This is a genomic window from Riemerella columbipharyngis, assembly GCF_900101995.1.
GTDB lineage: Bacteria > Bacteroidota > Bacteroidia > Flavobacteriales > Weeksellaceae > Riemerella > Riemerella columbipharyngis.
The window spans coordinates 15138-28494 of the sequence record NZ_FNAS01000003.1 but is presented as its reverse complement, the minus strand read 5'-3'; the positions used below and the strand labels follow the sequence as shown (position 1 = coordinate 28494).

Sequence of the window (13357 nt, the reverse complement as noted above, 5' to 3'; positions counted from 1 at the left end):
TATGAATATACAAGACTTCTATCAGATTTACACGAAGGCCAACAAAGTTACCATAGACAGTAGAACTATTGAGCCTAATGACCTATTTTTTGCCTTTTCGGGGGAGAATTTCAACGCTGCTACTTTGGCTGATTATGCCATACAAAAAGGAGCTTTAGCCGTAATCGTGGAACAAAAAGAATTTGAAAATCCACAGAAAAATATTTTCTATACTCCCTCTACCCTAACCTTTTTACAAGAATTAGCTAAATACCACAGAAGACAGCTATCTATCCCCATCATTGGACTAACCGGCAGTAATGGAAAAACAACCACAAAAGAACTTATAAGTGCTGTATTGGCAGAAAAATTTAATGTACAGTACACCAGAGGAAACCTAAACAATCATATAGGCGTGCCTCTCACAATACTTTCTATAAAGCCAGAGCATCAAATTGCCGTAGTGGAAATGGGTGCCAACCACCAGAAAGAAATAGAATTTTTGTGCGAAATTTCTATGCCAGATATCGGCTATATTACAAATTTTGGCAAGGCTCACTTGGAAGGTTTCGGAGGGTACGAAGGCGTCATCAAAGGAAAATCGGAATTATATCAATATCTTATTGCTCACAAAAAAATGATTTTGATAAATGATAATGATAAAATACAAGTAGAGAAATCTCAAAACTATACCCAAATCCTACACTTCGGAGACCTAAACTCCGATTATCACTTTGAACTATTCTATCAAGGCCATAATGTAGGAATTGTTTATCAAAATTCATCAGCTCTATCCCAGCTTACCGGAGTTTATAATTTCACAAATCTCTCTGCTGCGGTAGCTTTGGGACTACATTTCGGAATTGACTTTGTTCTTATAAAAAAAGCAATAGAAGCCTATACACCTACTAATATGCGTTCCCAAATCTTAACCCAAAATAATAAAACTTTGGTTTTAGATACCTACAATGCAAACCCTAGTAGTATGACAGTTTCGCTGGATAACTTTTCCAAATTTGAAGGAACCAAAACCATTATTATCGGAGATATGCTGGAACTAGGAGAAGCCTCCGAAGAAGAACACCGCAATATACTCGAAAAAGCCAAATCTCTAAACTTTGACCTCATCATTACTGTAGGGAAACATTTTAAGAAAATCAATCATTCTACCACCGCGTTTAATGATACCAAAGAACTCTCGGAATACCTAAAAACAAGCCCTATTCTTTCTAAAAACATTTTGCTGAAAGCTTCGCGAGGCATTGCTTTAGAAAGAATATTGGAAGATATAAACTAAAACCAATGTAGCTTAGCTTTTCAGACAAATTTATTTTGTTTTAATTTAGCCCAATATACTCATACCGAATAAATAGAAAAAATACTTTGTATAAAACCAACAAAAATTTTACCTTTGTTGAAATTCAAAAAAAAGCAAAATGGCAGAATATAAATTATTACTTCCATCAATGGGAGAAGGCGTTATGGAAGCGACTATCATCTCTTGGCTCTTTAGCGAGGGAGACATTGTAAACGAAGACGATAGTGTGGTAGAAATCGCTACCGACAAGGTAGATTCTGATGTACCGACACCTGTTTCGGGGAAAATTGTGAAAATATTAAAACAAAAAGATGAGGTCGCAAAAGTAGGCGAACCTATTGCCATCTTGGAAACTGACGCAGAAAACAGCGACACAGAGGAAACTCCGCTAGAAAAACCTTATGTACAAGCAGAAAAGACCACTACTCCTGATCAAGAAACTAAACAAACAATAGAAGAACCTTTCAACCAGCCAAAAGTAGAGCTTTCAGGTGATTTATATTTATCGCCTTTGGTAAAATCCATTGTTCAAGAAGAAAATATATCAGAAATAGAGCTTCAATCCATAAAAGGAAGCGGATTAGATGGCAGAATTACCAAAGAAGATATTCTGGAATTTGTGGCCAATAGAAAAACCAAGCCGGCTGTACCGAGCCATACTGTAGAAGCCCCTAAAGCAGAGACTAAAACCAATGCTCCTACTGCTCCTGCAGCCACAATCAGTGTATCCGACGGTGATGAAATTATCCAAATGGACAGAGTACGGAAAATCATCGCTGATTCTATGGTGAGAAGCAAACATACCGCTCCTCATGTCACTTCGTTCATAGAAAGTGATGTAACTAATGTAGTAAAATGGAGAAACAAACATAAAAACAGCTTTATGCAAAGAGAAGGCGAAAAACTTACTTTTATGCCTATTTTTGTAAGAGCGGTAGTAAAAGCTATCCAAGACTACCCGATGATAAATGTCTCTGTAGATGGTGATAAAATTATTAAAAAGAAAAATATTAACATCGGTATGGCAACGGCTCTGCCAGACGGAAACCTCATTGTACCAGTAATTAAAAATGCTGACCAGCTGTCTTTGAGCGGCTTGGCAAAAGCCATCAACGACTTAGCTCACCGTGCAAGAAATAAGAAACTAAGACCAGAAGATACACAAGGGGCTACCTATACCATCTCTAATGTAGGAACTTTTGCCAATCTAATGGGAACGCCTATAATCCCACTTCCTCAGGTGGCCATCTTAGCGATTGGAGCAATTGTGAAAAAACCGGCTGTACTAGAAACACCGAATGGAGATGTAATCGCAATAAGGCAGAAAATGTTTATGAGTCACTCTTACGACCACCGAGTAGTAGACGGCTCCTTGGGAGGCATGTTCCTAAAACATGTCCACGACTATCTGGAAAATTGGGATTTAGACACCGAAATATAAATCTAAAAAAAGAGAGCTTTAGAATTAAAGCTCTCTTTTTTATTGATGGTAGAAGTTTCTTTAAGATTTTTTATTCAAATTCTTTGAATAGCTTTTCCATATAGTCTTTGGTCATACTGCCTACCACTTCTTCGGATTTGTCGCCCTTTTTCATTATAGTGAAAGGGATAGAACTACCGTCCCACTCTTTGAAATTTTCTTTGAAAAAATCAGAAGGAAAATCCTTACCATTATAAGTATATACTTTGCCCAAAAGTCCGTTTTCTTTAGCAAAATCCTTTACTTTGGTATCCCAATCTTCTTTTTCATCAAGACTTATAAAAGTGAATTTCACAGGTTGGTCTTTCAGTTCTTCTATTTTCTCCTTAAAATGAGGTATTTCAGCCATACAAGGACCGCACCATGTTGCAAAGAAATTCACCACATAGAGCGTATCCTTACTTTTAGGATTAAGGAGCTCTCTAAGATGCCCTGTGTTCACTTCCTTAATTTTTTCGGAAACAAGCGTGTTTTCGGCTTGGGTTTCTGTACCGGCAGATATTTCCGTTGTCGTTTCTTTCTTTTTACACGCGACCACTGCAAGGGCAATGCATAATCCCAATAATGTTTTTTTCATAAATTTTATTTAACTTTGTTGTTAATGAATAGTTTTTTCGGAGGTATAACTTCCGAATTGGACGGATAAAGATAATTCAAAAATAGCAACCAGCCAAAATTTATTTTGAAAAACACACCGAAGTACTTGAAAATAAAATAAAAAAAAAATAATAATAATTAGTGATTCTATTGTTTAACTATTTCCTACATTGACATTAACAGCATTTGAATTTTGAAACGAATACTCAACATATTTAATTACTTCTCCCTTTTTGCAGAACTGGGACTTCTGATGATGCTGATGTCCAACATCTGGGTTTACAACCTTACCCATGGGCGTACTTATACCAAAGTAAGCCGGATACCGGCGAGAGAAACAGCTTTGGTATTAGGTACTTCGCCAAAGATGAAATCCGGTGCAGCCAATCCTTATTTTACGAAAAGAATGGACGCCGTAGCGGCACTATTCCATTATGGTAAAATTCAAAAAATTATTGTGAGCGGCGAGAAAAGCCCCCATTATGACGAGCCTTTCGCGATGAAAAACTATCTTATCTTTAACGAGGGTATTCCGGAGCATGTCATTATCGAAGACCCAAAAGGGTTCAACACAATCAGCAGCATCAAAAGGTGCAAAAGCCACTACCACGCCAATAATGTTATCATCGTATCTCAAGGGTTTCATAACCTCAGAGCGTTGTTTTTTGCGAGAAACCTCAATATGAATGCACTTGCCTTTGAAGCCGAAGATGTATACCGCCCCAGAAGCTATTACAGGAACCATTTCCGTGAATTTTTAGCACGCGTAAAAGCTGTAATATACTTTATAATAGGAGTTTAGATAAACTCGGAGCCAAATACTTCGGTGAAATGCTTTTTAATTTTAAGCTTTACTTCTTCCATCTCTTCCGGAGTAAATGCTCTCTCCAACTCTCTTTTGAGAGAGGTAACGGATTTATCCTTTATACCACAAGGAATAATGTACTCAAAATATTTAAGATCCGTATTTACATTGAGTGCAAATCCGTGCATCGTTACCCACTTAGAGGTCTTTACACCCATAGCACATATTTTTCTTGCAAAAGGCGTTCCTACATCCAGCCATACGCCGGTCTCGCCTTCGGAGCGTTCTCCTTTGAGTCCATATTCTGAAATAACACGGATGATAACCTCTTCCAGACTCCTCATATAAGCGTGAATATCTGTTTTGAAGTTATCCAAATCAATAACAGGGTAGCCTACAATCTGCCCAAATCCGTGATAGGTAATATCTCCACCCCTATTGGTTTTCACATAGGTAGCATTGATTTCTTTAAGTTTTTCATCATTGATAAGCATATTATGCTCATCACCGCTTTTCCCGATTGTATAAACATGCGGATGCTCTACAAAAAGAAAGTAGTTGGGCGTAACCTCGTAGATACCGTCTTTTCTGTCTCTATTTTTTAGTTTCAGGTCAATGATTTGTTTCATCATAGACTCTTGATAATCAAAGGCAGGCATATAATCCATCACCCCCAAATCCTGAAACTTAATTTTTTTATTTAACTGCGGATTCATTACTATGTACCAAATTAAAAATCTGTGATAAACGGTTCTTCTTCATTACTATGAATGCCAAGTGCCTCGTAGATATATTTGAAAGTGGACAGCAGTACGGGTTTCCCTTTAATGATACATACATCGTGCTCAAAGTGTGCAGATGGTTTGTTGTCTCTCGTGGTAATCGTCCAGCCGTCATCGTGCATGATTACCTCGTGTGTACCAAGGTTGATCATAGGCTCTATGGCTAATGCAATGCCATCTTTCAAAACCTTACCGCTGCCTTTCCTGCCATAGTTCGGTACTTGAGGGTCTTCGTGCATCACTCTGCCCAGCCCATGCCCTACAAGCTCTCTCACTACACCATAGCCGTGGGCTTCACAATAATTCTGTATTGCCGCAGAGATATCCCCCACGCGTTTGCCTCTTACACATTGCTCAATACCTTTATAGAGAGATTCTTTGGTAATTTTCAGTAGCTTTTTAATTTCAGGTGCTACCGTTCCTACTTCAAAAGTGTAGGCATGGTCACCATAAAATCCGTTCATCAGCACGCCGCAATCTACAGACAAGATATCGCCGTCTTCTATGGGGTTATCGTTTGGAATGCCGTGTACCACTTGTTCGTTTGGCGAGATGCAAAGCGTCTTCGGGAAATTATAAAGCCCTAAAAACCCAGGTATCCCTCCATTATCGCGAATAAATTGCTCTGCGAGTCTATCCAAATGATTAGTCGTAACACCGGGCTTTATTTCCTTTGCAAGCATTCCCAATGTTTTGGATACCAGCTGGGCACTTTCCCGCATCAGCCTTAGTTCTTCTATGGTTTTTAGCTTAATCATATACTCTCTTAATTTTTAGAATCCGAAAAATCTTCTTTTTTCTTTTTTAAGTTTAGAATAAGCAAGGACCTCTTTCCCCTCTACTCGGAACTCTATTTTCTTTTTAATGATATTATACACCTCTCCCCACCCTGGGAAACCGCCAAGATTACGGTCATCAATGAATAAATCGGCATCTATTTTTCGGCTTTGGGTTTCGTGGTCGAATACTTCACCTTCGAAACTGGAATTGACAGCATAAAACTCTATCCCATTTTTTCTGCAAAATTCCACCGCTTCGTCCAATGTTTTTCCGCTTCTGTAAGTCCATAATATAAGCCTATACCCTTCTGCCTGCAATCTCTTCAATGTCTCAAATGCGAAGGTTTTAGGTTTGCCAATCCCCGGATAGGCGTCTTCTACAATAGTCCCGTCAAAATCAATGGCTAATTTTTTATTACTAATCATTCGTCTTTCTTGTTATAAGTTGATTATGCAAATATACGAAATATTATGATTAGCCCTTTCGCTAAAAACGGTATATAATAAAACAAGGTGCACCACTACGGATACACCTTGTCTAAAATATCAAGTACAATTATCGTTATTTCTTAACGATTTTTTGAGAAACGCTTTTGTTGTTTACAGAGCCTGATACGATATAAACTCCTTTTGGAAGAGAAGATAAATCCAAAACAGAACCTTCTGAAACTTGAGCAGACTTAACCGCCTGTCCATTAGCATTAAAGATAACTACATTAGATTTAGCTCCGAAAACTAATTTGTCAGATACTACTGTATTTTTAACTAAATTAGCTGTTTTAGAAGTTAATTCATAAACCCCTAATTTTCCACCTTCTAATTTGATATCATCAATATCAATGTTATAGTCTGCACTCTTTCCTACTTTTATTCCAAAGAAGTTTCTACTATTATCAGAGAAATTGATACCCTCAATACCACTGATATCAAGTGTAACTTTTACCCATTTACCTTTTGTATCAATAGTCCCATTATAATTATTCTTCTCAGATGATGATAAATTTTTATCCTCACCTTCTAAATCACCTAAATTGAAGGCTTTATAGGTTTCATCATCAGCAGTATAAACATTTATAGATAACGATTTACCAGTAGTTTTCCCTTTTATCATAAAAGTCAACTTATCCGCCGTTTCAGCATTAATAGGACTACCTTTACCCCCTAATACAGAGAACAAATACAAGTTTTTTTTAAGCTGTTTTTCTGTCGTAAAATTTAATGAATTAGTTCCATTCACTCCTGTACCCACACCTTGTTTAACCTCCTTTAAAGCCTTATTTTCTCTCAAAGCTTCAACAAATTCGTCCCAATTTTCAAAATCCGAACCTGTAAAAGCGTTCGCTTGTTGAGCACTCATTGTAGCTGTCATTGCTGAGATAGCAATCAAAGAATAAATTTTTTTCATTTTTTAAATTTTTATATGTTTAACTCGTTGCGAATTTACGAATAAAAGTAAACAGATAAAAGTAAAATGAATTAATTTTTATTAACATTGATTTCTATCATAATATCAAACATTGTTTTCACTTTTTAAGAAAAGCGTCCCAGCCTTGTGCCGTGAGCGGAACCAACTGTCCGCTGCCTCTCAGCACGAGATGATTTCCCTGCTCTTGCTCCACAGCGTGGCCTATAACTGTAAAATCAGGGTGGTTTTTTATTTTATCATAATCCTCCGGACCGATAGTAAATAGTAGCTCATAATCTTCTCCTCCGTTAAGAGCAGCTGTAGATGGATTGAGATTAAACTCTCCAGCAGTAGTGATTGTGAGCGTATCCAAAGGAATTTTTTCTTCATACAATCTAAATCCTACTTTGCTTTGGTCGGACAAATGCAGCGTCTCCGAAGCTAAGCCGTCGGAAATATCAATCATAGCAGTAGGTTTTACCTTTAATTCCTCTAAAATCTTTTTGATATCCGTACGGGCTTCGGGTTTCAGCTGCCGCTCTAAAATATAATCATATCCCTCCATCTCTGGCTGCATATTGGGATTTGCAAGAAATACAGTATGCTCTCTCTCTAATATCTGAAGCCCCATATAAGCCCCCCCTAAATCTCCGGTAACCACCAGTAAATCATTTGGTTTCACACCGTCTCTTTTGATAATTTCGGTTTCTTCCCCCAAGCCTATAGCCGTAATACTTAGGACTAAACCGCTATTGGAGCTTGTTGTATCTCCGCCTATCAAATCTACATTATAGTGTCTGCACGCCAATGAAACCCCTTGATAGATTTCCTCAAAAGCCTCTACAGGAAAACGATTGGAAGCCGCTATGGAAACCAATATCTGGGTAGGCACAGCATTCATCGCTGCAATATCGCTAAGATTCACCACAACAGCTTTGTAGCCCAAGTGCTTGAGAGGCACATAGCCAAGATTAAAATGAACACCCTCTGCTAACACATCGGTGGAAACCACTATCTTTTTATTATTAGGATCAATGACAGCCGCATCATCTCCTATCCCCAATCGGGAAGAAATATTCTTTAGCTCAAATTTTTCCGTAAGGTGTTTTATAAGCCCAAACTCTCCCAACTCCGAAACAGGAGTCAGCCGTTTTTTTTTCTCTTCCAACATTATCAATTACTTTAGAAATTTAGGATCTATATTTTCCGGTCTAAAAGGCAATCCCTTTATATCATCTCTTGTTAAAACCTTTGTATTATCTGTTTTGTATCCCTCCAAATTTCGGATTACATCATCAGGCGGCGTTGTACTTTTCCTCAGCATTGTATCTATCCACACGCCCAAAACTTCTGCCGTAGCACAGTGCGTACCGTCCGAAAGATAGAACTTATGCGTAAAGGCATAAATCCCGCCGTCTTCGGACAATCCGGAAACCTCCAAAGACACATAGATCGTCTGGTCTGCATAGATTTCCCTGAAAAAAGAATAACGCTCGTGTAGCAGTACAGAACCTATCCCCCAACGATTGAGCTGTGCCAGTCCCATTTTATGTTTATTCATAAAACCCATACGCGTCTGAGCACAATACTGCACATAAGCCGAGTTTGCAAGATGACGATTGGCATCTATATCGCTCCACCTCACTTCAAATTTATAATAAAATACAGACATTTATTTAAGTTTAATTATTAAAGCCCAAAAGTAATAAAATAAATTTTTAAGCAAAGGAAGAATAACATTTTTATTTTCACAAGTACAAGCCATGAAAACTCATAAAAAACAATCACTTAACAACTTAAACAAAATCAATATCATAACCTGCACTTGAAACCAATTTCCAAACTGCTCTACCTCCGATTTTCAATATCTCTTTTTAATAAAAACCATTCGAGAAAAGCCCGAATATATATACATCTGAATAACGACATTCTCCCCTATTATAAAATAAAGTTTCAAAAAAAAATATAATTAAAACCGACCTTAAAAATTTCAAAAGACCATTAATTCTTCTTATCATCAAAAATTGCGTAGCAACAAAGAAGATAGCGAGGTACTGTTTGACAAAAATCTGCCAGAGTATAAATTTACATTGTGAAATATAAGAAATTATCGTATTTTTACAACCGTTAAAAAGTAAAAATAATTTTTGATAATATGAATACACAAGCCTTTGTAAACCGCCACATAAGCCTCAATGAAACCGATAAGCAGGCTATGTTGAAAAAAATCGGAGTATCTTCTTTGGAAGAACTTATCGACCAGACTATCCCTTCAAGCATTAGAGCAAAAAAAGATTTAAGCATTTCAGAACCTTTATCAGAGTACGAAATGCTTTCTCATTCTAAGGCTTTAGCTGCCAAAAATTTACTTTTTGATAATTATATTGGTTTTGGTTATCACAATGTGATTTTACCTTCTGTGATCCAGCGTAATATATTGGAAAACCCAAGTTGGTACACGGCTTACACCCCTTATCAGGCTGAGATAGCCCAAGGGCGTTTGGAGGCTTTGCTCAATTTCCAGACCGTAGTTTCGGACCTTACAGGATTTCCATTGGCCAACGCCTCTCTACTCGACGAAGGAACAGCCGCGGCAGAAGCAATGCATATGTTCTTTGAAAATAGAACTAAGGAACAAAAGAAATCCGGTGCTAATAAGTTTTTTGTATCGGATTTGGTATTACCTCAGACTATTGCTGTCCTCAGAACTAAAGCTGATGGCCTTGGGATAGATATTGTAGTAGGCAACCACGAGGCGCATAATATTGATAACTCTTTCTTTGGTGCTATTTTGCAGTATCCTGGTAAAAACGGAGTGGTTTTAGATTATACTTCTACTATTTCAGAATTTAAATCACACAATCTACAAGTAGTCGTAGCGTGCGACCCAATGGCATTGGTAAGACTGAAATCCCCTGCAGAGATGGGGGCGGATTGTGCGGTAGGAACTACGCAGAGATTTGGTATTCCTATGGGATATGGCGGACCTCACGCTGCATTTTTTGCTTGTGTAGAAAATTACAAAAGAGATATCCCCGGAAGAATTATAGGGGTGTCTCAGGATATGTATGGCAAAAGAACCCTAAGAATGGCACTTCAGACGAGAGAACAGCATATCAAGAGAGAAAGAGCCACTTCCAATATCTGTACGGCGCAGGTACTTCTTGCGGTAATGGCAGGGATGTATTGTGTATATCACGGCGCTGATGGGCTAAGAGATATTGCTGATAGAATTCATTACAAAACCAATGCACTGCACGATGCACTCAGACTTTTAGGCTACGATACGGTGGACGATTATGTTTTTGATACGGTGAAAATCCGCCTGAGCGAAGACGAGAAAAAACTTCTAATGATACTGATGCAAGGGCAGAATATTAACCTTAATTACTTTTCGGAAGGTATCGTAAGTATTTCTCTAAACGAAGCGACTACGGAAGAAAAACTTCAGAAACTGTTAGATGCTTTTGCTAACTTTAAGGCAAAACAAAGTTTTAGGATTGACATTAAGGAAAATTATTCCATTCCGAAAGAACTTTTAAGGACAGATGAAATTCTGAAAAATGAAGTTTTCAATAAATACCATACCGAAACGGAGCTGATGAGATACATTAAGCGATTAGAGCGAAAAGATTTATCTCTTACACATTCTATGATATCGCTTGGTTCTTGTACAATGAAGCTCAATGCGGCTACGGAGATGTTGCCACTATCTTGGGCAGAGTGGGGAACCATGCATCCTTTTGTCCCTACGGAGCAGGCAGAAGGTTATCAGTTGCTCATCCGTGAATTAGAAAAAGATTTAGCCGAGATAACAGGTTTTGCAGGAACTTCTCTTCAGCCAAATTCTGGAGCACAAGGGGAATATGCAGGGCTAATGGTCATTAGAGAATACCATAAATCCCGCGGAGAAGGACATCGTAACATTGTCCTTATTCCACAGTCTGCACACGGTACCAATCCGGCTTCTGCGGTAATGGCAGGTATGAAAGTGGTAGTGGTAAAAAATTTGGAAGACGGCGAAATAGATTTCAACGACCTTAAAGCTAAAGCAGAGCAGCATAGTGAAAACCTCGGAGCGGCGATGATTACTTACCCTTCTACTTATGGCTTTTTTGATGATAATGTAAGGGAGATTACCGAACTTATTCACCTGCACGGCGGACAGGTCTATATGGACGGAGCCAATATGAATGCCCAAGTAGGATTTACCAGCCCGGGGCTTATAGGTGCAGATGTATGCCATCTAAATCTTCATAAAACCTTTGCTATTCCTCACGGAGGCGGTGGTCCCGGCGTAGGCCCGATATGTGTGGCTAAGCATTTGGTACCGTTCTTACCTTCCAATCCTAATATAAAAGTAGGAGGCAGTGAGGCGATAGATGCCATTTCATCAGCACCTTATGGTTCTACACTAGTACTCAATATTTCTTACGCATACATTAAAATGTTAGGTGCGAAAGGTTTGAAGAAAGCCACCGCACACGCTATCCTTAACGCTAATTATCTGAAAGACCTGCTAAAAGAGCACTTCCCTATTCTTTACAGTAATAAAAATGAAAGAGTAGCCCACGAGTGCATTGTAGATTTTCGTCAATTCAAATCCTTGGGAATAGAGGTTGTCGATGTCGCCAAGCGTCTCATGGACTATGGTTTCCACGCTCCTACGGTGAGTTTCCCTGTAGCAGGAACACTGATGGTAGAGCCTACGGAATCCGAAAGCAAAGAAGAGCTAGACCGTTTTGCCGAAGCTTTAATCAACATTAAGAAAGAGATTGAAGAAATAGAAAGTGGTAAGGCTGATGCTAAAAATAATGTCCTTAAAAATGCACCTCATACGGAACAAGTCGTGATTTCCGATACTTGGGACAAACCTTATTCCAGAGAAAAAGCGGCTTATCCTCTGGAGTGGGTAAGAGAGCGGAAATTCTTCGCCACAGTTTCCAGAATAGATGAAGCTTACGGGGATAGAAATCTTATATGCACCTGTGTACCGATAGAAAACTATATTTAATTATAATTTAAGTTAAAGGAGTAGAATTATATTTAGTTCTACTCCTTTTTTTATTTACAAAAATTATGGAGGTTACTAAAAATATGTTCCGAAGCGTATTCGGATATATACACTGCATATGTTTTTATGATTGACTCTAAAAGACCATACGCTACGAAAGCAGTTAGAATTAAGAGAGCTTTATGGAATGTATTCAATTTTCTATTAACCGGTGCAATTATCTACCTGACAATAAATTTAATACAATAATCTTTTGCAGTTTGAAATAAAATAGCTACATTTGCGCCTTGAAAAAATAATTAAAAGCAATTAAATGCCTACTATTCAACAATTAGTAAGAAAAGGAAGAGCCACACTTGCCAAGAAGAGCAAATCGGCTGCTTTGGATTCTTGTCCACAAAAGAGAGGGGTATGTACTAGGGTATATACCACAACACCTAAGAAACCAAACTCTGCACTTAGAAAAGTAGCAAGGGTAAGGCTTTCTAACGGTAAAGAAGTAAACGCTTATATCCCGGGCGAAGGACACAATCTCCAAGAGCACTCGATAGTATTGGTAAGAGGCGGAAGGGTGAAAGACCTACCGGGAGTTCGTTATCACATTGTTCGTGGTGCTTTAGACACTGCAGGAGTTAATGGAAGACTTCAGCGGAGATCTAAATACGGTGCCAAAAGACCTAAAGACAAAAAGTAATCATTAAATTTTAAGAAACAGAACAATGAGAAAAACGAAAGCGAAAAAAAGACCGTTGTTACCAGATCCAAAATTTAATGATCAATTGGTAACGAGATTCGTGAACAATCTAATGTTAGATGGTAAGAAATCTATAGCATTTAGAATTTTTTATGATGCCTTAGATATTGTAGAAACCAAAAAAGGAGATAACGAAAAATCTTCTTTGGAAATTTGGAAAGATGCCCTAACTAATGTAATGCCTCATGTAGAAGTGCGTTCAAGAAGAGTCGGAGGGGCTAACTTCCAAATCCCGATGCCAATTAGAGCGGATAGGAAAATCTCTATGGCGATGAAATGGCTTATCAAATATGCAAAAGCTAGAAACGATAAGTCTATGGCTCAGAAACTGGCTGCAGAGATTATTGCCGCGGCTAAAGAAGAAGGTGCAGCCGTTAAGAAGAAAACGGATACTCACAAAATGGCTGAAGCTAACAAAGCATTTTCACACTTTAGATTCTAATA

The 13357-nt window shown here is 38.2% G+C and carries 13 protein-coding genes; 6 read left to right on the top strand and 7 right to left on the bottom strand.

Annotated elements, in window-relative coordinates:
* The first annotated feature begins 1 nt into the window (after position 1).
* Both BLS89_RS02635 and BLS89_RS02630 read left to right on the top strand, forming a co-directional pair.
* Complete coding sequence (locus BLS89_RS02635) at positions 2–1276, top strand: UDP-N-acetylmuramoyl-tripeptide--D-alanyl-D-alanine ligase (protein WP_092735962.1); 1275 nt, start codon at positions 2–4, stop codon at positions 1274–1276.
* A gap of 139 nt (positions 1277–1415) precedes the next feature.
* A complete protein-coding gene (locus BLS89_RS02630) occupies positions 1416–2738 on the top strand; it encodes a dihydrolipoamide acetyltransferase family protein (RefSeq protein WP_092735961.1) in 1323 nt (440 codons plus the stop codon).
* A gap of 70 nt (positions 2739–2808) precedes the next feature.
* Here BLS89_RS02630 and BLS89_RS02625 read toward each other — a convergent pair whose 3' ends face one another.
* Positions 2809–3354 (bottom strand): TlpA family protein disulfide reductase, encoded by a 546-nt coding sequence (locus tag BLS89_RS02625; RefSeq protein ID WP_092735960.1) that lies wholly within the window; start codon positions 3352–3354, stop codon positions 2809–2811.
* 276 nt (positions 3355–3630) lie between these two features.
* Between BLS89_RS02625 and BLS89_RS02620 the strand changes: the two genes are divergently transcribed.
* Entirely contained in the window at positions 3631–4176 is a 546-nt protein-coding gene (locus BLS89_RS02620; protein ID WP_092736054.1) for a SanA/YdcF family protein, read from the top strand.
* Here the strand turns inward: BLS89_RS02620 and lipB are convergent.
* The 6 genes from lipB to BLS89_RS02590 form a co-directional block, all read right to left on the bottom strand.
* Positions 4173–4895, bottom strand: a complete 723-nt coding sequence (gene lipB / locus BLS89_RS02615; RefSeq protein WP_092735959.1) for a lipoyl(octanoyl) transferase LipB — start codon at positions 4893–4895, stop codon at positions 4173–4175. The two genes, BLS89_RS02620 and lipB, sit on opposite strands and share 4 nt — an antisense overlap.
* A 14-nt stretch (positions 4896–4909) precedes the next feature.
* Complete coding sequence (map, locus tag BLS89_RS02610) at positions 4910–5719, bottom strand: type I methionyl aminopeptidase (protein WP_092735958.1); 810 nt, start codon at positions 5717–5719, stop codon at positions 4910–4912.
* Between the two features lie 15 nt (positions 5720–5734).
* Positions 5735–6166 carry a BT0820 family HAD-type phosphatase gene (locus BLS89_RS02605; protein WP_092735957.1) on the bottom strand — a complete coding sequence of 144 codons (432 nt, stop codon included), beginning with the start codon at positions 6164–6166 and terminating at the stop codon, positions 5735–5737.
* A gap of 136 nt (positions 6167–6302) precedes the next feature.
* On the bottom strand, positions 6303–7145 hold the full coding sequence (locus tag BLS89_RS02600) for a T9SS type A sorting domain-containing protein (protein WP_092735956.1): 843 nt from the start codon (positions 7143–7145) through the stop codon (positions 6303–6305).
* Between the two features lie 118 nt (positions 7146–7263).
* Positions 7264–8316, bottom strand: a complete 1053-nt coding sequence (gene thiL / locus BLS89_RS02595; RefSeq protein ID WP_092735955.1) for a thiamine-phosphate kinase — start codon at positions 8314–8316, stop codon at positions 7264–7266.
* A gap of 6 nt (positions 8317–8322) precedes the next feature.
* A complete protein-coding gene (locus tag BLS89_RS02590; RefSeq protein ID WP_092735954.1) occupies positions 8323–8817 on the bottom strand; it encodes an acyl-CoA thioesterase in 495 nt (164 codons plus the stop codon).
* A 483-nt stretch (positions 8818–9300) separates the two neighbouring features.
* Here BLS89_RS02590 and gcvP point away from each other — a divergent pair, with 483 nt between their 5' ends.
* From gcvP to rpsG, 3 genes are all read left to right on the top strand, one after another.
* Positions 9301–12159, top strand: a complete 2859-nt coding sequence (gene gcvP, locus BLS89_RS02585) for an aminomethyl-transferring glycine dehydrogenase (RefSeq protein ID WP_092735953.1) — start codon at positions 9301–9303, stop codon at positions 12157–12159.
* Positions 12160–12472: 313 nt separating this feature from the next.
* Positions 12473–12853, top strand: a complete 381-nt coding sequence (rpsL, locus tag BLS89_RS02580; protein ID WP_018675299.1) for a 30S ribosomal protein S12 — start codon at positions 12473–12475, stop codon at positions 12851–12853.
* 25 nt (positions 12854–12878) lie between these two features.
* Positions 12879–13355, top strand: a complete 477-nt coding sequence (gene rpsG / locus BLS89_RS02575) for a 30S ribosomal protein S7 (RefSeq protein ID WP_092735952.1) — start codon at positions 12879–12881, stop codon at positions 13353–13355.
* The last annotated feature ends 2 nt before the right edge of the window (positions 13356–13357 follow it).

Excerpts from the sequence above, each read along its gene's own strand:
- gcvP (WP_092735953.1), top strand. The coding sequence starts at position 9,301 with ATGAATACACAAGCCTTTGTAAACCGCCACATAAGCCTCAATGAAACC.
- BLS89_RS02635 (WP_092735962.1), top strand. The coding sequence starts at position 2 with ATGAATATACAAGACTTCTATCAGATTTACACGAAGGCCAACAAAGTT.
- BLS89_RS02605 (WP_092735957.1), bottom strand. The coding sequence starts at position 6,166 with ATGATTAGTAATAAAAAATTAGCCATTGATTTTGACGGGACTATTGTA.
- BLS89_RS02620 (WP_092736054.1), top strand. The coding sequence starts at position 3,631 with ATGCTGATGTCCAACATCTGGGTTTACAACCTTACCCATGGGCGTACT.
- map (WP_092735958.1), bottom strand. The coding sequence starts at position 5,719 with ATGATTAAGCTAAAAACCATAGAAGAACTAAGGCTGATGCGGGAAAGT.
- BLS89_RS02625 (WP_092735960.1), bottom strand. The coding sequence starts at position 3,354 with ATGAAAAAAACATTATTGGGATTATGCATTGCCCTTGCAGTGGTCGCG.
- rpsL (WP_018675299.1), top strand. The coding sequence starts at position 12,473 with ATGCCTACTATTCAACAATTAGTAAGAAAAGGAAGAGCCACACTTGCC.
- thiL (WP_092735955.1), bottom strand. The coding sequence starts at position 8,316 with ATGTTGGAAGAGAAAAAAAAACGGCTGACTCCTGTTTCGGAGTTGGGA.
- lipB (WP_092735959.1), bottom strand. The coding sequence starts at position 4,895 with ATGAATCCGCAGTTAAATAAAAAAATTAAGTTTCAGGATTTGGGGGTG.
- BLS89_RS02630 (WP_092735961.1), top strand. The coding sequence starts at position 1,416 with ATGGCAGAATATAAATTATTACTTCCATCAATGGGAGAAGGCGTTATG.
- rpsG (WP_092735952.1), top strand. The coding sequence starts at position 12,879 with ATGAGAAAAACGAAAGCGAAAAAAAGACCGTTGTTACCAGATCCAAAA.
- BLS89_RS02590 (WP_092735954.1), bottom strand. The coding sequence starts at position 8,817 with ATGTCTGTATTTTATTATAAATTTGAAGTGAGGTGGAGCGATATAGAT.
- BLS89_RS02600 (WP_092735956.1), bottom strand. The coding sequence starts at position 7,145 with ATGAAAAAAATTTATTCTTTGATTGCTATCTCAGCAATGACAGCTACA.